Source organism: Azospirillum sp. TSH100 (assembly GCF_004923295.1).
Lineage (GTDB): Bacteria > Pseudomonadota > Alphaproteobacteria > Azospirillales > Azospirillaceae > Azospirillum.
The window spans coordinates 1,301,108-1,325,000 of sequence record NZ_CP039634.1; the positions used below are offsets into that span (position 1 = coordinate 1,301,108).

General features: G+C 69.2%; 23 protein-coding genes and 1 riboswitch. Of the genes, 10 read left to right on the forward strand and 13 right to left on the reverse strand.

The window, feature by feature from the left end; genetic code table 11:
• Positions 1 to 125: 125 nt before the first annotated feature.
• Both E6C72_RS06210 and E6C72_RS06215 read right to left on the reverse strand, forming a co-directional pair.
• A complete protein-coding gene (locus E6C72_RS06210) occupies positions 126 to 506 on the reverse strand; it encodes a hypothetical protein (RefSeq protein ID WP_109442770.1) in 381 nt (126 codons plus the stop codon).
• A 196-nt stretch (positions 507 to 702) separates the two neighbouring features.
• Complete coding sequence (locus tag E6C72_RS06215) at positions 703 to 1,134, reverse strand: Fur family transcriptional regulator (protein WP_109442836.1); 432 nt, start codon at positions 1,132 to 1,134, stop codon at positions 703 to 705.
• Positions 1,135 to 1,596: 462 nt separating this feature from the next.
• On the opposite strand from E6C72_RS06215, the gene E6C72_RS06220 reads away from it, so the two are divergent.
• The gene (locus E6C72_RS06220) at positions 1,597 to 2,754 is read left to right on the forward strand and encodes an ATP-binding protein (protein WP_247875912.1); all 1,158 of its coding nucleotides are present in this window, start codon (positions 1,597 to 1,599) and stop codon (positions 2,752 to 2,754) included.
• A gap of 73 nt (positions 2,755 to 2,827) precedes the next feature.
• On the opposite strand, the gene htpG is transcribed toward E6C72_RS06220, so the two are convergent.
• The 7 genes from htpG to E6C72_RS06255 form a co-directional block, all read right to left on the reverse strand.
• The gene (gene htpG, locus E6C72_RS06225) at positions 2,828 to 4,708 is read right to left on the reverse strand and encodes a molecular chaperone HtpG (RefSeq protein WP_109442768.1); all 1,881 of its coding nucleotides are present in this window, start codon (positions 4,706 to 4,708) and stop codon (positions 2,828 to 2,830) included.
• Between the two features lie 185 nt (positions 4,709 to 4,893).
• Positions 4,894 to 6,534 carry a hypothetical protein gene (locus E6C72_RS06230; RefSeq protein ID WP_109442767.1) on the reverse strand — a complete coding sequence of 547 codons (1,641 nt, stop codon included), beginning with the start codon at positions 6,532 to 6,534 and terminating at the stop codon, positions 4,894 to 4,896.
• Between the two features lie 109 nt (positions 6,535 to 6,643).
• On the reverse strand, positions 6,644 to 7,312 hold the full coding sequence (locus tag E6C72_RS06235) for a glutathione S-transferase family protein (protein WP_109442766.1): 669 nt from the start codon (positions 7,310 to 7,312) through the stop codon (positions 6,644 to 6,646).
• 123 nt (positions 7,313 to 7,435) lie between these two features.
• Complete coding sequence (locus tag E6C72_RS06240; protein ID WP_109442765.1) at positions 7,436 to 7,897, reverse strand: GNAT family N-acetyltransferase; 462 nt, start codon at positions 7,895 to 7,897, stop codon at positions 7,436 to 7,438.
• A 126-nt stretch (positions 7,898 to 8,023) separates the two neighbouring features.
• Positions 8,024 to 9,304 (reverse strand): TAXI family TRAP transporter solute-binding subunit, encoded by a 1,281-nt coding sequence (locus tag E6C72_RS06245; protein WP_247875911.1) that lies wholly within the window; start codon positions 9,302 to 9,304, stop codon positions 8,024 to 8,026.
• Between the two features lie 95 nt (positions 9,305 to 9,399).
• A complete protein-coding gene (locus E6C72_RS06250; RefSeq protein ID WP_109442764.1) occupies positions 9,400 to 9,894 on the reverse strand; it encodes a HupE/UreJ family protein in 495 nt (164 codons plus the stop codon).
• 100 nt (positions 9,895 to 9,994) lie between these two features.
• Positions 9,995 to 10,540, reverse strand: a complete 546-nt coding sequence (locus E6C72_RS06255) for a hypothetical protein (protein WP_109442763.1) — start codon at positions 10,538 to 10,540, stop codon at positions 9,995 to 9,997.
• Positions 10,541 to 10,726: 186 nt separating this feature from the next.
• On the opposite strand from E6C72_RS06255, the gene E6C72_RS06260 reads away from it, so the two are divergent.
• The gene (locus E6C72_RS06260; protein ID WP_109442762.1) at positions 10,727 to 12,256 is read left to right on the forward strand and encodes a DNA polymerase Y family protein; all 1,530 of its coding nucleotides are present in this window, start codon (positions 10,727 to 10,729) and stop codon (positions 12,254 to 12,256) included.
• Positions 12,257 to 12,282: 26 nt separating this feature from the next.
• On the opposite strand, the gene E6C72_RS06265 is transcribed toward E6C72_RS06260, so the two are convergent.
• On the reverse strand, positions 12,283 to 14,346 hold the full coding sequence (locus tag E6C72_RS06265; RefSeq protein WP_169055132.1) for a methyl-accepting chemotaxis protein: 2,064 nt from the start codon (positions 14,344 to 14,346) through the stop codon (positions 12,283 to 12,285).
• A gap of 239 nt (positions 14,347 to 14,585) precedes the next feature.
• Positions 14,586 to 14,685: riboswitch (TPP riboswitch) on the forward strand.
• Here E6C72_RS06265 and thiO point away from each other — a divergent pair.
• From thiO to E6C72_RS06290, 5 genes are all read left to right on the forward strand, one after another.
• Complete coding sequence (gene thiO / locus E6C72_RS06270; RefSeq protein WP_109864909.1) at positions 14,677 to 15,858, forward strand: glycine oxidase ThiO; 1,182 nt, start codon at positions 14,677 to 14,679, stop codon at positions 15,856 to 15,858. It overlaps the preceding riboswitch by 9 nt.
• A complete protein-coding gene (thiS, locus tag E6C72_RS06275; protein WP_109864907.1) occupies positions 15,855 to 16,076 on the forward strand; it encodes a sulfur carrier protein ThiS in 222 nt (73 codons plus the stop codon). The genes thiO and thiS overlap by 4 nt, the downstream gene beginning before the upstream one ends.
• Before the next feature lie 113 nt (positions 16,077 to 16,189).
• Positions 16,190 to 16,990, forward strand: coding sequence for a thiazole synthase (locus E6C72_RS06280; protein ID WP_109864906.1), 801 nt, complete (start codon positions 16,190 to 16,192; stop codon positions 16,988 to 16,990).
• Positions 16,991 to 17,135: 145 nt separating this feature from the next.
• Positions 17,136 to 17,579: a PaaI family thioesterase gene (locus E6C72_RS06285; RefSeq protein ID WP_109864905.1), complete on the forward strand. Its 444-nt coding sequence runs from the start codon at positions 17,136 to 17,138 to the stop codon at positions 17,577 to 17,579.
• 29 nt (positions 17,580 to 17,608) lie between these two features.
• The gene (locus tag E6C72_RS06290; protein WP_109864904.1) at positions 17,609 to 18,082 is read left to right on the forward strand and encodes a hypothetical protein; all 474 of its coding nucleotides are present in this window, start codon (positions 17,609 to 17,611) and stop codon (positions 18,080 to 18,082) included.
• Positions 18,083 to 18,126: 44 nt separating this feature from the next.
• Here the strand turns inward: E6C72_RS06290 and E6C72_RS06295 are convergent, their stop codons facing one another.
• From E6C72_RS06295 to E6C72_RS06305, 3 genes are all read right to left on the reverse strand, one after another.
• Positions 18,127 to 20,379, reverse strand: coding sequence for a hypothetical protein (locus E6C72_RS06295; RefSeq protein ID WP_109864903.1), 2,253 nt, complete (start codon positions 20,377 to 20,379; stop codon positions 18,127 to 18,129).
• Positions 20,380 to 20,474: 95 nt separating this feature from the next.
• Complete coding sequence (locus E6C72_RS06300) at positions 20,475 to 20,723, reverse strand: hypothetical protein (protein ID WP_109864902.1); 249 nt, start codon at positions 20,721 to 20,723, stop codon at positions 20,475 to 20,477.
• A gap of 35 nt (positions 20,724 to 20,758) precedes the next feature.
• The gene (locus E6C72_RS06305; protein ID WP_109052013.1) at positions 20,759 to 20,944 is read right to left on the reverse strand and encodes a hypothetical protein; all 186 of its coding nucleotides are present in this window, start codon (positions 20,942 to 20,944) and stop codon (positions 20,759 to 20,761) included.
• 251 nt (positions 20,945 to 21,195) lie between these two features.
• Here E6C72_RS06305 and E6C72_RS06310 point away from each other — a divergent pair, with 251 nt between their 5' ends.
• From E6C72_RS06310 to E6C72_RS06320, 3 genes are all read left to right on the forward strand, one after another.
• Complete coding sequence (locus tag E6C72_RS06310) at positions 21,196 to 21,909, forward strand: response regulator (protein ID WP_109864901.1); 714 nt, start codon at positions 21,196 to 21,198, stop codon at positions 21,907 to 21,909.
• Between the two features lie 117 nt (positions 21,910 to 22,026).
• Positions 22,027 to 22,641 (forward strand): 2-hydroxychromene-2-carboxylate isomerase, encoded by a 615-nt coding sequence (locus E6C72_RS06315; RefSeq protein ID WP_109864900.1) that lies wholly within the window; start codon positions 22,027 to 22,029, stop codon positions 22,639 to 22,641.
• A 179-nt stretch (positions 22,642 to 22,820) separates the two neighbouring features.
• Positions 22,821 to 23,846, forward strand: a complete 1,026-nt coding sequence (locus E6C72_RS06320; RefSeq protein ID WP_109864899.1) for a potassium channel family protein — start codon at positions 22,821 to 22,823, stop codon at positions 23,844 to 23,846.
• Positions 23,847 to 23,893: the final 47 nt, after the last annotated feature.

A 23,893-nucleotide genomic window follows, 5' to 3' on the forward strand; every position in this document is an offset into this window, starting at 1 on the left:
ATGCGGCGGGGATGACGTCGTTTGCATGACCGCAGTTATCCGGCCGCCACGGTGCGGCGGGCAAGGGTTTTCAGGTCTACCCGATGAAGACTTGGCCCGATGCGGATCCGGATAGGGCGTCCGGGTCAATGCAGCATGTTCGGGCCGCAGGGCACCTCGAACAGCGGTCCGTCTTCGGAGCCGTCGTCGGTGCCGTCATCCCGCCCGGCGCCGTCGTCGGCTTCCTCCAGCTGGGCGATCAGGTCGCCTGACGCTTCCTCAAGCCCGGCCTTGACGGCGATCAGCAGATTGATGATCTCGCCATTGTCCTGCTCCAGGCTGCGCACCCGCTCTTCCAGCCGGTCGATGCGGCGCATCAGCAGATCCGACAGGCGGTCCAGCCGCTCCAGCACGGGGTCGATGGTTGGGACGGCATTGGTCTGGGAGGCCGGCCCGGCCGTGCTGGGCGGGCTTTCGGGCCGGGCGTGGGGGGGCTGGCCTTGGCGGTTGTCGGGACGGTCATCCATGGTGCGGCCGGTTCCGGTCAGTGAGGTTTGCTCCTCGCCTAACCTTGGGCTGGCGGCCGGCAAGGTCCAGACCGGCACCCGATGCACCACGCAAGCGATTGCCGCCTGACCCACCCGTCCAGCGCGTGGCGATTCCGGGTGGGTATGGGGTCAGCCGCCACCCCTTGTGCGCATCACAAATGAGTTCGCTGTATAGTCAAGACTCAGTTTTGTCGGCACGGCGTTTGCGCGGGACACCGTACAGTTCCAACCGATGGCCGATCAGGTCATAGCCCAATTCGCGGGCTATGCTTTCCTTCAGCCGTTCCATTTCATCGTTGGTGAACTCGATGACTTCACCCGAATCGACATCGATCAGATGGTGATGGTGATCGGTTCTTGTTTCTTCATAGCGTGCGCGGCCGTCACCGAAATCGAGCCGGTCGATGACATGCGCCTCTTCAAACAGCCGCATCGTCCGGTAAACCGTGGCGATGGAAATGCGCGGGTCGATGGCGGATGCGCGGCGGTGCACCTCCTCCACATCGGGGTGGTCCGTCGCCTCCGACAGCACGCGCGAGATCACGCGGCGCTGGTCGGTCATCTTCAATCCCTTCTTCACGCACAGTTCTTCGAGGCGCGAGGGCATGGACATCCCCTGTATTCCTGTCTTCGTTCGACGGGCGGCGGTTCGCCCCTCTGGTCTCCCTGATGCCCGGAACGCCAGCGGCAAGAGCCGGCAACGGAGCTGATCGTTCAGTCCACCCCGGCCGGCCGTTCGCGGCATTCCGAATACCCGACCATCATACTGTGTTTCGGAGGCATTCTCAAACACCCGCATTCCCGCCGGACGGCCGAGTGGAGGGGGCGGTACCCGCCAAGGCCATAATACTTTCAGACTATTGTGCGGCGGGCTGATGGGGTGGGGCAGAAACCAATTGCTCATAATCCGCTGCTAGGTTTTTCGTAAGGAACGCCGTTCGATCCAGTAAGGTGCTCTTTTCCGACATTACCCGACCGGACCCGACAACGCCCGACAGGAAGGAGGGAGGCCGCAATGACGCCGTTCGATTTCCCGCCTTCCGCCCCTTCGTTCACGGCGGAGCCGCATATGGACGAACCCGCCTTCACCGCCGCCGGGCTGGCCGTCCCGGTTCCGCCGCTGGCCCCGTCGCAGGACTGCGCCCTCGCCCTGGCCCGTTTCCGGCGCCAGCCCGAGCTTGCCGCCCTGCCGGTGGTCGATGGTGACGGCCAGGTCGCCGGATTGCTTGAGCGTGGCCGGCTGCTGCCGGACGGTGGCGGTGAAGCCACCGGCGCGCCGACGGTCGCCGAGGTGATGGACCCGCAGCCGCTGCTGGTCGACGGGGCGACTCCGCTGGCGGAGATCGGGCGGCGGCTGGCGCGGCTGAAGCCGGCGGCGCTGGTGACCGGCTTCCTGGTGGTGGAGCAGGGCCGCTATCTCGGCGTCGGCACGGTGACCGGGCTGATGGCGCGCTCGGCCGAACAGACGGAGCTGCGCGCCCGGCAACTGGACGAGGCGCGCCGGCAGGCCGAGCAGGCGATCCGGGCCAAGACCGCCTTCCTCGCCAACATGAGCCATGAGATCCGTACGCCGCTGACCGCGATGATGGGTTTCGCCGAACTGCTGGAGCAGGAGGTGCTGGGGCCGCACGCCATCCCGCTCTATCGCGAATATTCCCGCGACATCGCCGAGAGCGGCCGGCACCTGTTGGAGCTGATCAACGACCTGCTCGACCTGTCGAAGGCCGACGCCGACCGGCTGGAGCTGGTGGACGGCACGGTGGATGTGGTGCGGGTGGCGATCGGCACGGCGCGGCTGCTGACCGAACGGGCGGCGCGCCATGGCGTCAGCATCGCCACCGCGGTGCCGCTGGACCTGCCGCCGCTGCGGGCGGACGAGCGCAAGCTGCGCCAGATGCTGCTGAACCTGCTGTCCAACGCGGTGAAGTTCACGCCTGCCGAGGGAATCGTGACGCTGCGCGGCCATGTGGCGGCGGACGGTGCGCTCTGGCTGTCGGTGCACGACACCGGCATCGGCATGACCGGGGAGGAACTGGCCAAGGCGCTGGAACCCTGGGGGCAGGTGGACAGCGCACTGGCCCGCGCCCAGGTCGGCACCGGGCTGGGGCTGCCGCTGACCAAGCGGCTGATCGAACTGCATGGCGGCCGTTTGGACGTCGTCAGCCGCCGGGACGAGGGTACCACCATGTCGCTGGTCTTCCCGCCCCATCGGGTGGGGCGGGGGTAGACCGGGGAAGCCTTTCTCCCGGACCGCCCCCTACCGTGCTGGGGGAGGGCGGTCCATTGCGGTGCGGCGATCCTTACGCCAGCCCCTTCTCCATCGCGCTCGCCAGGCGGCGGGCGAAGGCGGCGGGATCGGGCAGGGGCTCGCCCTCGACGATGCGGGCCTGATCGAGCAGAAGCCAGGCCGCATCCTCCAGCGCGTCGGTGGCGCCGTTGCCCTTGGCCCGTTCGGCCAGACGCTTGATCAGGGCGTGCGACGGATTGATCTCCAGGATGCGCTTGCCGACTTCGCCGTTCAGCTGCTTGTGCTGCTTCAGCAGGCGCTCCAGATGCATGTCCATGTCGTTGTCGTCGGCCACCAGACAGACGGCGCTGTCGGTCAGGCGTTCGGACTTGCGGACGTCCTTCACCGCGTCGGACAGGGTCAGCTTCAGCAGGGCCAAGAGATCGGTCAGTTCGCCCTCCGGCGCCTTCTCCTCCGGCTTCTCGGTTTCCTCGCCCTTGATCTTGCCGAGATCGGCGCCACCGCGGGTCACCGACTTGAACGGCTTGCCGTCATAGACGCCGACCGACGGCATCCAGAACTCGTCCACCGGGTCGGTCAGCAGCAGAACCTCGACGCCCTTGGCCTTGAAGCCTTCCAGCTGCGGGCTGCGCAGCAGGGTGTCGATGTCGTCGCCGCTGATGGTGTAGATGGCGTCCTGGCCCTCCTTCATGCGGGCGACATACTGCTCCAGCGACACCAGCTCATCGCCGGCGGTGGTGCGGAAGCGCAGCAGCTTCAAAAGCTCGTCCCGGTGCTCGTAGTCCTCGTAGAGGCCTTCCTTCAGCACCGCGCCGAAGTTTTCCCAGAAGCTGTCATATTCGGCCGCGTTTTCCGTGTCCTTGGCCTTCTTGGACAGTTCGGACAGCACGCGGCGGGTGATGCCGGCCTTGATCTTTGCCAGCATCGGGTTGTGCTGCAGCATCTCGCGGCTGATGTTCAGCGGCAGATCCTCGCTGTCGACCACGCCGCGCAGGAAGCGCAGGTAGGGCGGGATCAGCCCTTCCGCCGCGTCGGTGATGAAGACGCGCTTGACGTACAGCTTCACCCGGTGGGCGCGCTTGGGGTCGAACAGGTCGAAGGGCTTGGTCGAGGGCACATAGAGCAGGTTGGTGTATTCCAGCGCCCCTTCGGCCCGCCAGTGCAGGGTCAGCCACGGATCGTCGAAGGCGTGGCCGACATGGTGATAGAATTCCTTGTACTGGTCGGTGGTGATCTCCGACTTCGACCGGGTCCACAGCGCCGACGCGCTGTTCAGCGCCTTGGCGTCCTCACCCTCGCCGAACAGGATCGGGATGGCGATGTGGTCGGAGTATTTGCGGACGATGCCGCCGAGCCGGGCCTCGTCGAGATACTCGTCGTCGCCGGCGCGCAGATGCAGGACGATCTGCGTGCCGCGCGTCAGGTCGGTGGCCTCGGCGATGGTGAACTCGCCCTTGCCGTCGGATTCCCAGCGCCAGCCGGTGGTCTCGCCGGCCTTGCGGGTCAGCACGGTGACCTTGTCGGCGGCCATGAAGGCGGAATAGAAGCCGACGCCGAACTGGCCGATCAGGTTGACGTCCTTCTTGCCGTCGCCCTTCTCCGCACCTTCGAGCGACTTCATGAAGGCGGCGGTGCCGGAACGGGCGATGGTGCCGAGATTCTCGACCAGATCGTCGCGGTTCATGCCGATGCCGTTGTCGGCGACCGTCAGGGTCCGCGCGTCCTTGTCGACCAGCAGGCGGACCTTGAGGTTCGGATCATCGGCCGAGAGTTCGGGCTGGGTCAGCGCCGCGTAGCGCAGGCGGTCGCAGGCGTCCGACGCGTTGGAGACCAGTTCGCGCAGGAAGACTTCCTTCTCGCTGTAGAGCGAGTGGGCGACGATGTCGAGCAGACGGCTGACCTCGGCTTGAAAACTGAGCCGTTCCTCGGTCATGGGGGCACCTTCGTTGGTTTTGCACGGGTGTTGGCGTCAAGACGGCGGAGATATGTGAAAGCGTCCCGGCCGTTCAAGAGGCTTGTGCCGTGCAACCGCGGGAGGTGTGCGGTCAGGTGTCGCGGTGGAGTGCCGTTGCGCAGGTGGGAGGCGTGGGGGAAAGCATCCCCCACGCCCGGTATCCCTTACTTCTTCTTCTTCGGCTGTTCAGCCGGTGCCGGTGCCGGCTCGCTGCCGCCGGCCAGCAGGGCGGTCATGTCGGCGCCGTTCAGCAGGAGCTGGCCGGCCTCCGTCACGTCGATCTTGTAGGTGCGGGTGTCGGCGCCGCTCTCGTCCTTGCCGGCCTGGCCAAGGGCCTGGATCATCGCCAGACCGCCCAGCAGATCCTGCGTGTCCTTGTCGGGCTTGGCGCCGGGGGCCGGCTGCATCGCCTTCACCGCGGCGTCGATGCCGCGCAGCAGGACGGTGGCGCCGCCGGTGACCCCGAAGGCGGCCTGGGTGGCGACCTTCATCGCGCCGGTGGCGGTGCCGGCCGTGGCCGGGGTGTCGAGGTTCAACGCGTCGATGCGCAGCTCCGTCCCGGCCTCGCCCATCGCGGCCATCGCCTGCTGCATGATCATGTCGGACGAGGGCGGCGTGGGGGTGCTCGCCTTCGCCTTGGCGCCCTTCTTCGGCGGCGGGGCCTCTTCCGCCTCGGCGGCCTTGGCCAGATCGGTGAAGGCCTTCCACAGGGCGCTGTTCGGCAGCTTGGCGACCGACAGCTTCATCTCGAAGGCGCGCGGGGTGAAGCCGGCGGGGGCGGGCGACGGCGTCATGGCGAAGTCGCGCGCCTCCATGCCCATGCTGACGGTGGACAGAGCCTGATCGAGGTCGGTCAGGCCGCTGCGGAAGGCCAGCTGGCCCAGCGTCACCGTGGTGCCGTCCTCCGGGCTGACGAAGGACAGGTTGGACAGGCGCATCGCGCCGGTCACGCCGCCGAACATGCCCTGGAGCTTCGGCAGCAGCTCGGAGGTGCTCGGCGCCACGCCCTTGGCGGCGGTCTGTTCCGACAGCTTCTGCAGCGCGCTGACCTTGGTCAGGTCGACCCGGGTATAAGCGGCCTCGGCGGTGACCCCGCCGATCTTCACCAGTTCCTTGTTCTTCTCGTCCTGCACCGACAGGCCGCCAAGGGCGAAGGCGGCCGGGCCGCTCCACAGGGTGGCGCCGCTGGTCCCGGCCTCCGGCTTCAGGTCCTGGACCATGGTCATGGAGGCGATGGCAACCTTGCCCTTGCCGCCGGCGGCGGTGACCGCGATGTCGTTGTAGGCGCCGTCGACCGTCAGCAGGGTCTCCAGCGCGCCCGACCAGGTGCTGGTGAAGGACTGCTTGCCGATGGAGATGGTGGCGGCGTCGACATACTCGTCGTTGTCGTCGAGATTCTGCACCTTGATCGCGCTGGGCAGCGTGATCGACACGCCATACTGGCTGTCATCCTTCGGCGTCACCGACAGCAGGATGGTGCCGATGTCGAACAGGGTGCCTTCGGCGTCCTCGGCCGACAGGCGGGGCAGGGCGACGTCGTAATGGTCGCCGGCCGGCTTGACCGTCGGTTCGCCCTGCCATTCGAAGCCGATGCCCTCGCCATCCTCGGCGGGCGGCGGGAACCAGCGCGGAAGATCCTGCTTCAGCGAGGCGGCGAGCGCCTTGGCGCCGGCCTCGTCGACGGCCGGGGCGGCCTGGACGGGCGACCAGCCGGCCACCAGCGCCAGCATGCCGCCGGCGATCAGGGCGGGCCTCAGGGAACGGACCGGCAGGGCCGGGACGGGCGAAAGAGGACGCAGGCGCATCGAGGAATTACTCCCACCTAAGATTTTGGCACTTAAGCTTTTGGGAGCACGTTAAGCTTGATACGCTCGGCCGGTCCATGCCCCTGATGGGCGAATTCCCAACAGGATGTTAAAAATCCAGGTCGGCATAGTGCCTGGGCGGCGGGCAGCCGGTGATGTTGTCGGCCAGCAGCGCGCGGAAGCTGGGGCGCGACTTGATCCGGGCGTACCAGTCCTTGGCCTCCGGGCTGCGGTCCCACGGCACGTTGTCGATGTAGTCCAGGCAGGACAGCTGCGCCGCGGCGGCGATGTCCGCCAGCGTGAAGGTCGACCCCGCCAGCCACGGCCGGCGTTCCGACAGGAAGGCGATGTAGTCGAGGTGGTAGGTGACGTTGGCCAGCCCGGCGCGAATCGCCGGTGCGAAGGGATGGCCCTGGCCGGACAGCCGCTTGATCAGCTTCTCGCCGACGAGGTTCTCGGTCACCTCGCGCTCGAACTTGGTCAGGAACCAGTCGGCGACCCGCCGCACCTCGGCCCGCGCCGCGATCTCGCGCGGCAGCAGGGGGGTGTCGGGATAGGCCTCCTCCAGATATTCGATGACGGCGAGGCCGCCGGCGACGACCGTCCCGTCCTCCTCCACCAGAACCGGAACCTCGGCGGCCGGGTTCAGCTTCAGGAAGTCGGTCCGCCGTTCCCAGGGCCTTTCGACCACGGGTTCGAAGGGCAGCCCCTTCTCGGCGAGCATCACGCGCGCGGTGCGCGACAGGGCGTGGATCGGGTGGTGGTACAGGGTTCGCATGGCGGCGGGACTTTACCGCAACGCCGCAAGCGAAAACAGCCTGCGCATCGGAGCCGAAGAGTCTCGTTGGAGGAAGTTTCGCGAGGCAAGTGCGAAGAAGGGGGAGTTGGGCGGAGCCGTCCCCTACCCCGCCTGGGACAGGCGGTAGAGCACCAGCGCGTCGGGCTGGTTCGACGGTTCGCCCACCGGCGTCCAGCCGTTGCGCTCGTAGAAGGCGCGGGCGGCGGCGTTGCGGGCGGCGCAGGCCAGTTCGGCCGGCCGGGCGTCGCCCTGCAGCAGGCCCAGCGCCTCGCGCAGCAGGGCCGATCCGATGCCGCGCTTGCACCAGACGGGGTCGATGAAGAGGTTGTGGATGATGCCGGCCTCGGGGTCGAGGGAGACGAAGCCGACCACCATGCCGTCCGCCTCGGCCACCAGCACCGCATCCTCGCGGACGCAGTCGTAATAGTCGTCCAGCCCGAACCGGTCGGCGGGTTGCCAGGAAAAGGCCTGGCGGCGGCCGTGCAGGAAGATCTCGGCGCAGCGGGCGGAGTCGGCGCCATGGGCGGAACGGATCGCGATGCGCACCCCTTCCCCGGCCGGCATGCCTGTCTCCTTCTGTCCGTTGCGCCCGATCACGAGGATCAACCGGATCGCGCTCAGACTATTCCACCGGCGGGCGTCACGGGAACGGTCCTTTCGTCCTGCCTCGGCAAAAGGATGCGCTCAGCGCTACGGCTTGTCGCCGGCGGCTTTCTCGGTCGGCGGAGTCCCGGTGGCAGCCTTGTCTCCGGCCTTGTCTCCGGCCGTGTCCCCGGTCTTGTCCTTTGCGGCGGCGGGGGCGTTGCCGGCTCCGCCGGCAGGCGGACGGGCCGGTTCGTTGGCGGCGCTGCCGAGCAGACCGGCCTCGCGGTAATAGCGTTCCGCCCCCGGATGCAGGGGGACCGAGACGTTGGCGACCGCGCGGGCGGGGTCGAAATTGCGGCCTTGGGGGTGCCCCTCGGCCAGGACGCGGCGGGTGTTCTCGTGCCACAGGGCACGGACGACGCCATAGATCAGGTCGGGGTCGCGGTCGGCGCGGGTCAGCAGCTCCGCCCCCAGGCTCAGCGTCGGGGTGGGAGCGCTGCCGGGATAGGCGTTGGCCGGGATCTCGTGCTCGATATAGAAGCGCTGGCTGCGCAGCAGCCGGTCGGCCGGTTCACCGTCCAGCGGCACCAGGCGGATCGGCACCCGCGCCGCCACGTCGCTGACCGCCGCCACCGGATAGCCGCCGACCATGAAGAAGCCGTCCAGCTCGCCCTTCGCCAGCCGGTCGGCCGCCGTGCCGGGCTTCAGGTAGAGCGGGGTGACCGTGCTTTCCGACAGGCCGTAGGCGTCGAGGATCAGCCGCGCCTCCACCAGTGTGCCGGATCCCTCCTCGCCGAGAGAGATGCTGCGGCCCTTCAGGTCGGCCATGCGGTCGATGAAGCCGTCGGAGCGGACGACGACCTGGATCGCCTCGGCATAGAGCATGCCGAGCGAGCGCAGTTCGGTGAAGGGACGCTTGCCGGTGAAGCTGCCGGTGCCGCTGTAGGCCCAATAGGCGACGTCGGCCTGGGCGAAGCCGGCCTCCACCGTGCCGGCGCGCAGCATCTCGACATTGTCGACCGACCCGTTGCTGGCCTGCGCCACCACGATCAGTCCGGGGATGCCGCAGCTTCCCCCCTTGTCGCAGGGGCGGGAGCCCGGCGGGTTGGAGATGGCATTGGCGATCAGCCCGCCGATCGGGAAATAGGTGCCGGAGGTGGTGCCGGTGCCGATGCGGAAATAGCGCAGATCCTGGGCGGCGGCTGGACCAGCCAGCAGCCCGCCGCTCAACAGTCCTCCGCCCAGCAGCGGGGCCAGGGCCACCCCTCCCATCAGGCCGCCCAGCAGATTGCGGCGGGTCAGGGGAGCCGCATCGCAATGCGTCGGAAGCCCCGGAGAGCGGAGCCCCGGTGGGGGAGGGCAGGCTTTGGCTGCTGCGCGGGGCACCGGATCGTTCCGTTCGTTTGGCCCGTTGGTCCCGGATGGGAAGGGCGTGCCCTCAAAGATTTCCGCGCAACCCGCTCATTTCAAGGCACATCCGGTCAAATCACGCCGACGAGGTCGAGAACGCCGGCGACTGCTACCGCACCGCCACACAGACGCACCGCGCGCTCCGACTCGGCCTGCGTCACCACGATCGACAGACCCAGCCCGCCGCAGGCGACCAGCATCAGCCCGGACGCGAATCCGGCCCAGTAGAGCGGCGGCCCCTGGTGCGCATGGCCGTGGAACACCGCGGCGACGGCGGCGACCAGAACCGCCACCACCGCCGGCGCCCGCACCCCCAGCGCCACCAGCGACCCGATCACCACCAGCGACGCCGCCAGCCCCGGCCCGGCATAGGGCAGCCGCACGCCCATCTGGGCGGCGAAGCCCGCCGCCAGCGCCGCGGTCACGGTGGCGGCCGGCACCTGCCAGACCGCGGTGCCGCCGGCCTGCCCGGCCCACAGGCCGATGCCGAGAATGCCCAGCAGATGCTGCAGCACCCAAACCGGCGTGGTCAGCCCGTTGCCGAAGGCTCCCGTCACCGTCGTCATGCGCCCGCATCTCCCCGTCAGTTCAGCTGTCCGTTCAGCTCCAGGGGCCGGTATGGCGGCTGAGCGGGTGTGGGGTCAAGCCGTCAAGGTGAGGTTGCGGCTACCGCGCCAGCGGGTCGCCCCACTGGCGCAGATCGTTCTCGCGCCGCATCAGGTCGCGCTGGCCCAGCGGGTCGAGCCGGCCCATGGCGTCGTCGGTGCGCATGCGGTCGACCTCCGGCCGGATCAGGTCGCGCTTGAAGGCGTCGGTGGCGCTCTGCGACGAGGGCGGGGGCGGCACCGGGATCGGGCGCGGCGGCTGGGGCAGGGCGGCCGGGTCGGGCGGCGGCGACGAGCTGCCGCGGCGGCGTTTGGGCGGCGGCTGGTCGGTGCCGTCCTGGTCGCGGCGAATCTGACGGTCGTCGGGCTGGCGGGACTGTGCCGTGGCGGTGGGGTTCGAGTCGGCGCGCGACTGTTCCGCCTGAATCTGGCTCCAGGTTCGGCGCTCCCCGACTCCCGGGATGACCGTATGGTTGTAGACCGGCGGAAAGGCCTGGGCGCGGCCGGGATTGTCGTCGCGCAGCTCCGTCGGCGCGCAGGCGCCCGCCGCCAGCAGGAGAAGGAGCGGTGTCAGTCGACTGGCGAGCGATGGGAGAGGTGGGGTCATTGATGGAATGTCGGCATCGCTGATCGTTTCGGCAAGGTGACCCCAAAGGAGGGACTCCCCTTAAGGCCAAGCCGGCGCTAAAATGTTCTTCTTTTGTTCGGCATTGTTGGTCTTTGTATGACGCACCCCTTCCCACACCCGCCCCTGTCACCCTCTCCCCCCGGGAAGAGGGGATCTTGTCGTGGGGTGGAGAGAACCAAGCGCCGCATCCTCGCCCTGTGGCTGCCGCGCCTGCCGACCGACGCGCGGGAGCGGCCCATGCCGCCGGAATTGCGCGCGCGCCCCTTCGCCCTGCTGCGGACGGAGCGCCAGCGGCGGATGGTGGTCGCGGTCAACCGGGCGGCGGCTGGGCTGGGCATCGCGCCCGGCCACACCCTTAGCGACGCCCGCGCGCTGGAGCCGGCGCTGGAGGTGGCGGAGGCGACGCCGGAGGCCGATTCCGCCCTGCTCGGCCGCATCGCCGACTGGGCGCGGCGCTACAGCCCCTGGACCGCGGCGGACGAGCCGGACGGGGTGGTGATCGACATCACCGGCTGCGCCCATCTGTTCGGAGGCGAACCGGCGCTGGCCGCCGACCTGACCGGACGGCTGCGCGCCGCCGGCTTCGCCGCCCGCGCCGCCATCGCCGACACCCCGGCCGCCGCGTGGGGGCTGGTGCGGTTCGGCAGGCCGGAAGATCGGCGGGCGGAGAGGCTGGACGGCTTGGCCCTCGCCGCCCTGCGGCTATCGGCGGAGATGGTGGAGGAACTGCATGCGCTGGGCCTGCGCCGGATTGGCGATCTGCATGCCATGCCGCGGGCGGGACTCGCCGCACGGTTCGGGGGCAGGTTGCTGCAACGCTATGATCAGGCGTTCGGCCGGCTGGACGAGCCGATCTCGCCACGCCGGCCGGTGGCGGACCATTGCGAGCGCCTGACCTTCGCCGAACCGATCGCCACGCCCGAATCGATCGCCGGGGCGCTGCGCCATCTGCTGGGCCGGCTGTGCAAGGGGCTGGAGGCGGCGGGGCAGGGAGCGCGCCGGCTGCGGCTGGACGCCCACCGCACAGACCAGCGGGTGGACGACGAGCCGCAGAGCCTGACGCTCGGCACCAGCCGCCCGACCCGCGATCCGGCGGCGCTGGCCCGGCTGTCCGCCCCGCTGCTGGAGCGGATAGAGCCTGGGCCTGGGCTGGAGACCCTGGTGTTATCGGTGACGGAGACAGGGCCGCTGTCCGCCATCCAGACCGGACTTGATGGTGAGGAGGCCGATCCCGGTCTGGATGGCGGACTGGCCGAGCTGGTCGACCGGCTGACGCTGCGGCTGGGGGAGCGCGCGGTGCTGCGGTTGGTGCCGCGGGAAAGCTGGCTGCCGGAACGCTGTGTCGCGCCGCATCCGCCGCTCGAACGCCTGCCGGCGCAGAAACCCTGGCCGGCCGGGCCGCCGCGTCCCCTGCGCCTGCTGACCCCGCCCGAACCGGTGGAGGCCATCGCCCCGCTGCCCGACGACCCGCCGCTGCAATTCGTCTGGCGTGGCGTGTCCCATCGCGTGCGCCGGGCCGAGGGTCCGGAGCGCATCGAATCCGAATGGTGGCGGCCTGAGGGATCGCTGGGGCTGGCGCTGCGCGATTACTACCGGGTGGAGGATGACGGCGGCCGGCGGTTCTGGCTGTTCCGTGCCGGTCTGTACCAGCCGGGCGAGCCCCCGCGCTGGTTCCTGCACGGGTTTCTGGGGTGAGGTGTCGGGGGTGAGGGACGGGGCCCTCACCCCGCGCGGTCGAGCTGCTTCAGGAAGGCGATGTAGCGGTTGATGTCCTCCATGCGGCGGGCATGGTCGTTCAAGTCGGACAGGCGGCCTTCGATGGCCTGCTGGGCGCCTTCCACCTCGTCGATCACCGTCTGGATGTCGGTCTGCAACGCCTGCGAGGCGGTCGCGGCCTCATCCATGCGGACACTGGTGTCGTCCAGCTGGCCGCCGACGGAGCGGACCGACGTCACCACCTGATCGATGGCGCGGCGGGTGTCGGCCAGCGTCTGCTTGGTGTCGTTGGCCAGCTTGCGCACTTCCGCCGCCACCACGGCGAAGCCCTTGCCCGCCTCGCCGGCGCGGGCCGCCTCGATGGTGGCGTTGAGCGCCAGCAGGTTGGTCTGGCTGGCGATGCCGTCGATCACCGACAGAACCTTCTCGATGCTCTTGACCACGGTGGACAGCTGGTTGAATTCGCGGACCAGCGCTTCCTTGCGGTCGGTGTGGCCGTCGAACAGGCTGGCGTGGCGGTTCAGCGTCGTCTCGATCGCCGACATCGAGCCGCCGATGCGCGCGGCGTAGCTGGCGGTTTCCTGAACCCCGCTGTTCAGCGTCACCATCGCGTCGAGATAGCTGTGCATCCGCTCGATCACGCTGTTGCGGATGCGGCTGAGCAGTTCCAGACGGTTGTAGCGGGTGGCGATGAAATAGCTTTGGAACCGGGCGTAATGCACCGGGAAGCGGTCGACCATGTCGTCGGAGAACGCGGTGTCGGGTGGCACCTCGAAGAACATCAGCGCCGACAGGGTCTGGTTGATGTTGATGCCCAGCAGCTCGCCGAAGGTCGAGAAGCCGGCGGCGGCCAGCCCGTCGAAGGCATGGACGCGCGACAGCTGGTCCGGGTTGTTCAGCCGGCGCAGGATGCAGTCGTTCAGGATGGCGCCGACCGGCCGCGGCTTGCCCCGCAGATAGGCCGAGAGGTCGTCCTCCGTCTGGCGGACGAAATCGGTCGCCTCCACCAGACACAGCGAATCGCCGGGATTGACGTCGCAGTAGAAGGCGACCTCCCCCTTCTCGAAATCGAAGCCGGAGATGGAGCGGACGAACAGCTCCCCCTCCATCTCGATGGCGAAGGTGTTCTTCGCCAGCTTGCCCGGCAGTTCCTGCGGCTTGCAGCGCAGGGATTTGGCCAGCGCGTCGATGAAGCTCACCACCTCGAAGCCGTCGCGGTCGATCACGCTGCGCACGATGCGGCGCATCGGGTCGGCGTCGACCACGGCGAAGCGGGTCTGGGTCGGGCGGAAATTCTGCGACTTGAAGATGCCGTAGCGGATGCCGGGCGCCATCTTCAGGAAGATGGTCACCGCCGCGTTCTCCAGCACGCGCTGGCCGTCGAACAGGTGGGTGTTGCGGAAGTCGAGCTTGCCGCCGGCCGAGCCGCCGATGAACAGGCAGGGGAAACGGCCGGAGCGGTAGACCGCTTCCATGAACCAGCTTTCGCTGGCCGACAGCCCGTCGATGAAGGTCAGCGCCACCGTGTCGTGGCTGTCGACGGCGAAGGGAACGCGGATGCGGTCGAGTTCGCCGCGGATCGCTTCCACCCGCGCCGGAACGTCGCGGGTCGGGCGGCCGCCGCGCAGGTCGTCGCAATGCAGCGGGACCGTCTGGATGCTGACGCCGGCGAACAGGCGGGGGCTGAAGGATTGCAGCACCACGCTGTCCCAGCGGTCACCGGCCTTGCGGTAGAGCGGCTGGCCTTCCGCCGCGCACAGCTCGCCTGCGGTGGAGACCAGCACCAGCTGGGTCGCCGGCGGCAGGGCGGACCGCACCGCGCGGGTGGTGGCAGCGAAATCGACATGCGGCGACACGAAGCCGACGACCAGCGCCGGAGCGCCGGCGGCGAAATTCAGCCCATCCAGCGCTGCGGCGCCGATCTGCGCGGCCGGCAGGCACAGGCTGCGGATCGGCTGTTCCGCCGGGCCTGCGGCCGGTGCCGCTGGTTCGGACTTGCCGGCCGGATTGCCGACCGAGGTGCCGGAGACGGAGGCGGTCGGAGAGTCCGAACGGAAGAATGACAGCATGCTGGCGAATCCTCGGTCGTCTTTGTTGTTCATTCTGCTTGCCGAAGGCGCCCGTTCCTTGCTGCGAGTGCTCCGGTATGGCTCATTTTGCAGATAATTTTGCTGCGGATTGGTAGAGTTTCTTATCCGGGGGACTCCCTATCGGGCTGTGACATGTGGCCGCAGCGGTGAGGCGGTGAGGCGGGACGGGCGAGACTCGATTCCGCTTGTGGGGCCAGCGAAAGGTTGGCATAAGGCAAGCCATAGGCCTGGGGTGCCGCGCGGTGGTCGCGCGGCTGAGAACACACCCATCGAACCTGTCTGGGTAATTCCAGCGAAGGGAGCCGCCGCATGATCCATGCGCCAGAATTACACTCTTTTTCCGCTTCAGCGTCCGGACTCCGTCCCTCCGTCGCCATCATCGGCGCCGGCTGCATCGGTCTTGCCATCGCCTGGAGGCTGGCGTCGGCCGGCTGCCGGGTCGATTTGTTTGAACGGGGAGAGGCCGGTCGCGGCGCCACCCACGCCGCCGGCGGCATGTTGGCCGCCTGTGTCGAGACCGAACCGGGCGAGGACGGGCTGCTGCCGCTGACCCGCGCCTCGCAGGCGCTGTGGCCGGACTTCGCCCGCGATCTCGAAGCCGCCAGCGGCATGGCCGTCGATCTGCGCAGCGAAGGCACCATGGTCATCGCGCTGACCGCCGACGATGCCGCCAAGGTCCGGTTTCTGCACGGCTTCCAGCGCGACCTGGGCCTGCCGGTGGAGTGGCTGAGCGGTGCCGAGGTGCGGCGGCGCGAGCCCTTCCTTCAGCCCGGCGTCGCCGGTGCGCTGTTCTGCGCCGGCGACCATCAGGTCGACAACCGCAAGGTCGCAGCATCCCTGCGCCGCGCCGCCGAAGCCGTCGGCGCCCGTCTGCACGAGCGGTGCGGCGAGGTGGCTCTGGCGGTGGAGGGCGGGCGCGCCGTCGGTGTGCGGGTGGCCGAAGCGCTGCACCGGGCCGACCGGGTGGTGCTGGCCGCCGGGGCGTGGTCGGCCGGGGTGCCGGGACTGCCGCCCGCCGCGAAGCCGCCGGTGCGGCCGGTGAAGGGGCAGATGGTCTGCCTGCGGATGGACGCCCGTCTGCCGCTGCTGCGCCATGTGGTGTGGACGCCCGGCACCTATCTGATCCCGCGGCTGGACGGCCGGCTGCTGATCGGAGCCACCACGGAGGAGCGCGGCTTCGACGACCGCCTGACCGCCGGCGGCCAGTTCGCCCTGCTGGAAGGGGCATGGCGGGCGCTGCCGGGCATTGCCGAACTGCCGATCGAGGAGGCCTGGGCCGGCTTCCGTCCCGGCAGCCGCGACGACGCGCCGATCCTGGGCGAGAGCGGCATTCCCGGCCTGATCCATGCCACCGGCCACCATCGCAACGGCATCCTGCTGACCCCGGTGACCGCCGACGGCATCGCCCGTCTGGTGCTGACCGGCGAGACCGACCCGCTGCTGCGCCCCTTCGCCGCCGACCGCTTCGTTGCCGCGGGAGCCGCCGCATGAGCGCCGTTTCACGTGAAGCCATCCGCGTCAACGGCCGCGAAGAGCCGCTGTCCGCCGCCTCCGTCGCCGAGTTCCTGGCCGGGCGCGGCATCGCCACCGGCACTCTGGGCGTCGCGGTCGCCTTGAACGGCGCGGTCGTTCCCCGGCGCCGCTGGCTTGAAACCCCGCTCCAGCCCGGCGACAGCCTGGAAATCGTCCGCCCGATCCAGGGCGGCTGACCCTTGATCCTCCCTCTTCCGGGACCGATCCGGGAAGAATCCCCTCTTCCCCCTGGGGAGGGGGGAATTCCCCAGGCCGGCCCCGGGAGAGGGCCTCATCAAAAGGCTCCCCCATGTCCCACCCCGACACCCTCACCATCGCCGGGCGCAGTCTCGGCTCGCGGCTGTTTCTCGGTACGGCCGGCTATCCGAACCAGCAGGTGATGCTCGACGCGCTGGCGGCCAGCGGCAGCGAACTGGTCACGCTGGCGATCCGCCGCATCAGCCTGGACGGCTATTCCGAAAGCCTCGTCGACGTGCTGGCCCGCGCCACCGCCGGGCGGCCGGGCGGTCCGGTCGGGCTGCTGCCCAACACCGCCGGCTGCATGACCGCCAAGGAAGCCGTGCTGACCGCCCAGCTGTCGCGCGAGGCGCTCGATACCCCCTGGATCAAGCTGGAGGTCATCGGCGACCGCGAACTGCTCTATCCCGACGTGGAGGAACTGCTGCGCGCGACCGAGGAGCTGGTGAATGACGGCTTCGTCGTGCTGCCCTATTGCAACGACGATCCGGTGACCTGCCGCAAGCTGGCCGATCTGGGGGCGGCGGCGGTGATGCCGCTGGGGGCCTTCATCGGCTCGGGCATGGGCATCCGCAACCCGCACGCCATCGAGACGATCTGCGCCCGCAGCCCGGTGCCGGTGGTGCTGGATGCCGGCATCGGCACCGCGTCCGACGCGGCGCTGGCGATGGAACTCGGCTGCGCCGCCGTGCTGCTCAACACCGCGGTGTCGAAGGCGCGCGATCCGGTGCGGATGGCGGCGGCGATGCGCGACGCGGTCAGCGCCGGCCGCGCCGCCCATCTGGCCGGCCGCATGCCGATGCGCGCCTATGCCGAACCGTCCAGCCCGCAGATGGGCCTGATCGGCAGCTGATGCCGGCCGACTGCGGGGCAACCTGGGGGGCAGCGGGGTGGGCAAGGTGACGCGCACTCCATTCGGCCGCTTGATCCGGCGGGGCGGCTGACGCAGGCTGTGGCGCACCGCCTCCCTTGGCGGCCATCTGCCGGAGACTTCGCCCTTGCCCGCCACTTTTGAACCCCGCACCCCCGACTGGAAGGCGCGCTGCCTCGCGTCCTTCGAACAGCAGCCGATCTGCAGGACGCTCGGCATCGAGATGGCGGCGATGGAGCCGGGCTTCTGCGAGATGCGGCTGCCCTTCCGTGCCGACCTGACGCAGCAGCATGGCTTCTTCCATGCCGGCATGGTCAGCACGCTGGCCGACAACGCCGGCGGCTATGCCGCGCTGAGCCTGATGCCGGCCGGGGCGGAGGTGCTGGCGGTGGAGTTCAAGATCAACCTGATGTCGCCCGCCAAGGGCGAGGTGATGATCGCCCGCGCCCGCGTGGTGAAGCCGGGCCGCACCCTGGTCATCACCCAGGTCGAGGTGTCGATGCTCGATGGCGGGGTCGAGAAGGACTGCGCCCTGATGCAGCAGACCGCCTTCTGCGTGATGCCGAAATGACGTTCCAACCGGTTTGAAAGGGCTTTTCCATGCTGTCTGCCCGTCTTCTCTCCACACGCCTGTTGCCCGCCGCCCTTCTGCTGGCCGGCGGTGTCGCCGTGCTGGGCGCCGCCCCGGCGGAGGCCAAGGATCCGCCCTCCTGCGCCGCCATCTCCTTCCGCTCGCTGCCCAACGGCGCGCCGGACGGCGAACAGGATGCCGGGCTCTACAAGTCGCGTTTCGGCAAGATCGAGGTGAAGGCCACCGTCAAGGGCGGGCAGGCCACCAGCTACTACATGGTGCTGAACGGCAAGAAGGTGGAGGGCCCGGCCAACCCGCCGAAGATGGCGGACGCCTGCCTGAAGTCCAAGCATGTCAAGCTGCCCTTTGCCAAGCAGACCCAGGGCACCTGCACCGGCAGCCGCTTCCGCGTCGTCGTCGACCGCTCCAGCGGCAAGCCGGTCGCGGCGTTCTTCGGCCTGCAGGGCGAGGATTGGGCCTATTGCAGCGCGACGACGCTCTAAGGACCGGTTCCGACGGGGGGCGGAACCCCGCCCCCCTCACTTTCTCAGATCACCATCGCCTTCACCCGCTCGCGCAACGTCTGCCGCGCCGCCTCCGCCTCCGCCCGGGCGGTGGTCATGTCGCGGGTCAGACCGTCCAGGCGGGTCTCGGCCTCCGCCATCTTCCCCAGAGTGCGCTTGTGCAGGTCGCTGCCCGCCGGCAACGCCTTCAGGTTCTCGCGCAGGCGGTCCTGGTCGGCGATGCGTTCGGTCCGCTCGCGCTCCAGATCGGCGATGCGGCGGTCCTTCTCGGCGACGGCGGCACGCAGCCCCGCCAGCGTGGTCAGCGCCTGACGCAGCTCCGGCGGCAGTTCGGGTGCGGAGGCGCGGGCGGCGATCTGGTCGGCGCTCAGGTCGGTCAGGACGATCCGCTCCTGCCGTGGCCGTTCAAGCGTGGCGGTCAGAGTCACCGTCTTGCCGGCCGGCACCGCCAGCGGCAGGCGATAGGCACCGGCCGTCGCTTCCGGCTTGTTGTCCGCCGGCTCGGCCAGTTCCCAGCCGGCGCGGCGCGGATGCTCGATCACCACGCTGCGGTCGCCATCCGGGGCGCCGGCAACCGTATAGACGGTGCTCTGCCGGTCGGTGACCGACAGCGTCAGCACGCCGTCGGCCAGGGTGGCGCGGGACAACCGGCGGCCCGGCTTTTCCTCGCGGTCGATTGTCACCGCCTGATCGACGGCAAAGGACAGCAGCCGGCTGTCGCCCGCCGGCAAGGTCGCCATGCGGGCGTCGCCGACATAGGCGGTGCTCCCTGCGGCGGTGGTCCCTACGGCGCCGGCCGCCGTATTGCGGTCATAGAAGGTCAGCAGTCCCGGCGGCAGGGCAGTGTCGCCGTCGTTGCGCAGCCGCAGGGACGCCAGCGGATGGCGGGCGTCGGTGCCCGGTTGATAGAGCGCCACCCGCTCCACCGGCAGGGCGCGGGCGATGATCGGCATCATCAGCGTCCCGCCATTCGGCACGCTGACCGGCTGCGGATAATGGAACAGCACCTGGGCCCCCTCCGCCGCCCCGGCCTCGGCACCACGCACCGCGGCCATGGCGGGAGTCCCGGCGGCGGTGCCGTAGGGTGCGACCTTCGCCAGCGGTTCGGCCATCGGCGCCGGTGCGGCCGCCATCGGCGTGGCCTGGGGCGGGGGAGGGGCCATCGCCGTGGCGGGCGGCACCCCGGCGCGCGAGGCCTCCGACTGCGGCCGCATCGCCGGACGGGCATCGTTCAGCGTCACCGTGCCCTCGTCGGCCGTCGGCAGAACCCGGCCCAGCACCTCCACGGGCACTTCCGGCCGCTCGACGAAGTATGGGGTGTAGAGCGCCTGGCGCAGGGTCACCGGGTTGCCCGACACCACCGTCAGATCGACGCCCTGCCAGTCCTCGCCGCTGAGATTCTCCAGCACCGCCCAGCCCTGCAAGGCGCCGCTGCCCTCCTTCGGCCCGGTTGCTGGCTGTCCGGTTGCTGGCTGTCCGGTTGCTGGCTGTCCGGTCTGCGGTTGCCCGTTCTGCGCCATGCTGAGCCGGTAGGTCGCCTTCCACAGCGGCATCTCGGCGACATAGCCGACGCGGACCCGCCGCTCGCCTGCCGCCTGCCCGTCTTGGGGAGCCCGGCTGTGGACGGTCAGCCGCCGCCGCTCGCGCCTGGCATTCTCCGCCACCGCCGACAGCGCCCGGTCGATCTGCGCCTGCACCGCCGGATCGGTGAAGCGCAGCGCATCGGCCTCCTCCAGCACCAGCTGCCGCAGGCCCTCGGCGGTCATCAGCGTCACCCGGTGGCGCGTGGCGGTGGCGCCGTCGCTGCCCGGCAGCCGCACCGTCTCCTCGGTCACCGACATCAGCCGGCCGGTCAGCTGGCGGGAACCGCCGGACGTCACCTCCGCTCCGCGCATGGCGTTCAGCAGAGCGGCGGGGGAGGAAAGGTCGCCCGCCGAGAAGGGCAGCTCGCGGAAGGCGGTGTCCAACGGCTCGGCGCCGGCCAGGCCGATGGTGCCGACGCCGCCCTTGTCGTCATAGACGACGATGCTCTTCAGCACGTCATCGACCTGATCGCGCCGCACCTCCAGCGACAGGTCGGCATCGCCGCTGACCGTCGCCTCATATTCGAAATAGCCGACGCCGCCGGTCGACAGCAGGACCCGCGTCAGCGTCAATTGCCCACCCGCCATTTGCCCGCCGGCCGGTTGCCCGCCGATTGGCCCGTACCCGGCGGCCAGGGCGGCCGGGGCCGCCATCAGCAGGGCGGTGGAGGCGAGAAGGATGGCGCGGGGCATGGTCGGTCTCTCCGGTTCTGTGACTCCCGACCGTCGGCATAGGCGCGAATTCGGGCGGGATTAGGGAGAGCTTCGCAGGACGGCCCTGAATAAGGTCAGAGGGCCGCCGCCAGCCAGCGTTCCATCATCGTGCGCCACAGCGATCCGTCATGATGGGGCGCAGCGTTATGGGACGCGACCGGAACCATGGCCGGCGCGCAGCCCGAATGGTGGCTGCACCGCTCCGTCACCGGACGGCGGTTGCCGTCGGCCGGCAGGCGCCTCGCGGTCCTGAGATGAGCCGGTGCGCAAGAGGCGGTGCGCTTGGGCGGCGTCAGCGTCGCCGGAACGGTGCAGCCGGGCATGATCGCGGTCCTGTTCAAATCCTGCGGTCCGGCCGTCAGCCCGGCCGACCGACCGAGCGCGCCGAATCGAGGTGGCGCCTCGCCTCGCCCAGCAGCAGCCGGTGCTGCGCCAGCGTTTCACGGATCGGGCCATGCTGCCCATAGACCCGCACCTCGTTCAGCAGACGATCGGCACGGTCGAGCAGGGCCAGGCGCTCCAGGCAATGATCGATGTTCGACATGGCGGCCAACTCCCCCATCACGGCATGGGTCCGGCGCCCTTGCCGGGCAACCGTTCCCTGTTCGATGATCCGGATTTAAACCGCAGCGTGTTTCCGGTTAATGTCTGTGCAAGGGTATTTTTATGTCGCCGGCACGGCGGGCGATTTCAACCAACTCACGGGGTTGGCGAATTGGCCGCGGCTGTTACCGGGTTGTAACGCATTGCGTGGCGCACGCGCGTGAGATAAGAAGGTTTGGGGAGGTAACAGGCATGCACATTCTCGCGGTCGACGACGACGAGCCGATTCGGGAGCTTTTGGCCTCATATCTGGCGGGAGAGGGCTACCGGGTCACGACGGCGCAGGATACCGCATCGGCCCGTCAGGCCCTGGATGGCGAGCCTGTCGATCTCGTGGTCTGCGACCTGCGCCTGCCCGATGGCGACGGGCTGGGACTTGTCCGCCAGATCCGCACGGAATCGCAGATCCCCGTCATCATCCTGTCCTCCAAGGACCAGGATGTCGACCGCATCGTCGGGCTGGAGCTGGGCGCCGACGATTACCTGACCAAGCCCTTCAACCCGCGCGAACTGCTGGCCCGCATCAAGGCGGTGCTGCGCCGCGTGTCCAACGACGCCCGTCCGCCCCGCAACGCCGACGAACTGCGCGCCGTCGTGCAGTTCGCCAATTGGGAACTCGACCTCACCGCCCAGCGTCTGCGCGGGCAGGAGGGGCGCGAGGTGGAGCTGACCAAGGCGGAGTTCGGCCTGCTGGCCGCCTTCGTCAAGCGGCCGCAGCGGGTGCTGACCCGCGACCAGCTGCTCGACCTCACCCGTGTCGACGGGGCGGAGGTGTTCGACCGCTCCATCGACGTGCTGATCCTGCGCCTGCGCCGCAAGATCGAGGCGAACCCGAAGGAGCCCCGCATCATCAAGACCGAGCGCGGCGCCGGCTACGTCTTCGACGCCAAGGTCCGCACGGTCTGACGAGTCCGGGCCGACGGATATCTGGGCGCTTGTCCGGGTCTCCCCCGGAAGCCACCCTGGACGCCTTGCCACACTCGAGTTAGCCTTTCCGGAAAACCTGCCGGAGAGGAAACGCGCGTGCCGGATCCCATCGATTTCTATTTCGATTTCGCCTCGCCCTACGGCTATTTCGCCAGCCTGCGCATCGACGAGCTGGCGGCGAAGCACGGCCGCACCGTCACCTGGCGCCCGGTCCTGCTCGGCGCCATCTTCAAGGTGACGGGCATGAAGCCCAATCTGGAGCAGCCCCTGCGCGGCGAGTATCTGACGCACGATGTCGGACGCATCGCCCGCCTGACCGGCGCCCCCTTCACCTTTCCCGATTCCTCGCCGGCCAACGGCGTCGCCGCCTCGCGCGCCTTCTACTGGCTGAGGGACGAGCACCCGGAACAGGCGAAGCTGCTGGCCCACGCGCTGTTCCACGCCCATTTCGGCGAGGGGCAGGACATCGGCCCGGCCGACACGGTGGCGGAGATCGCGGCGCAGACCCTGGGCGGTCTCGGCATCGACCACGCCGCGGTGAGCGCTGCCATCCAGGACCCGGTGGTCAAGGACCGCCTGCGCACCGAGGTTGAGGATGCCGTCGAGCGCGGCGTCTTCGGTTCGCCCTTCTTCATCGTCGACGGCGAGCCCTTCTGGGGCTGGGACCGGCTCGACATGGTCGACCGCTGGCTCGCCACTGGCGGTTGGTAGGGGGCGGTTGGTAGGGGGCGGTTGGTAGGGGACGGCCGGCAGCAGCGGACTTTGCGGTTCTTCGTCCGGGTGGATCGAAAGTGCTGACGGTCGGAGCGGGCGAGCCGCTATAACCATGGGATAAGTCTTTCGGTTGGGCGCCGGCTGCGGTGCCTGCTCTCGTTTCGGTTTACCGCCCCATGGATCAGATCGTTCCTGACCGCCGTCCCCGGACGTCCAGCCCACCTCCGGCAGTCCCGCCCGGCGGTCCGCACGGTGGCCATGGCGGTCCACATGGGGGCCGCGGGGCGTCGAAGTCCTGGCTGGGTGGCGCGCTGCTGACGGCATTGCTGCTCGGCCTGATCGCGCTGTCGATCCGGTCGGTGTCGGGCAACCTGACCTTCGTCCTGCTCGGGTCGGTCGGGCTCGTGGTCGGCGCCTTCCACTACCTGTTCCCGGGCAGCCAGTTCTTCACCCTGGCGCTGACCAACTTCATCGGCGTCTATGCCTGCATCTTCGTCTTTTTCGCCGAAAGCAACTTCCACAACATCAGTCCGCTGATCCAGGCCATCGCCTTCGTCCTGCCGTTGGTCGCCTTCCTCGGCGGAGCGTGGTGGCGGGCGGAGGACATCCGGCGGATCGTGATGTCGCGGCGCCTGCGGGAGGGCGGCCATTTCGACCGCGTCTTCCTGTGGATGGCACCGGTCTGGGGCATCGGCGCCCTGACCTTCCTGGTGCCCGAACAGGACATGGACACCCAGACCATCGGCGCGATCTTCCTGCTGGCGATGTCGGCCATCGCCGTCATCGTCACCCTGGTGTCCCGCGACATCGCCATCTTCCTGCTCGACGCCGGTCTGCTGTTCGAAGGCTTCTTCCAGCAATCGGCCCGTCTGGTGCTGCCGGCCTTCGCCTTCCTGACCTTCTATTCGCTCTGCATCATCCTGTTCGGCTCCATCTACACCATCATGGACCGCTTCATGGCGGAACCGAACTTCGTGATCGAGGGCGTCAGGCGCGACATCACCTTCGCCGAGGGGATCTATTTCTCGATCGTGACCTTCGCCACCGTCGGCTATGGCGACATCCACCCGGTGTCGGGGCCGGTCCGCCTGGTCTGCGGCATCGAGATCATCATGGGCGTGCTGCTTCTGCTGTTCGGCTTCAGCGCCATCATCGGCCATGCCCGGCCAAGCGGCCGGTCCGACCGCAACGATCCGCTCTGAATAACGGATCCGCTCTGCGGCGGCGGGATACGGGACAATCCGGCATA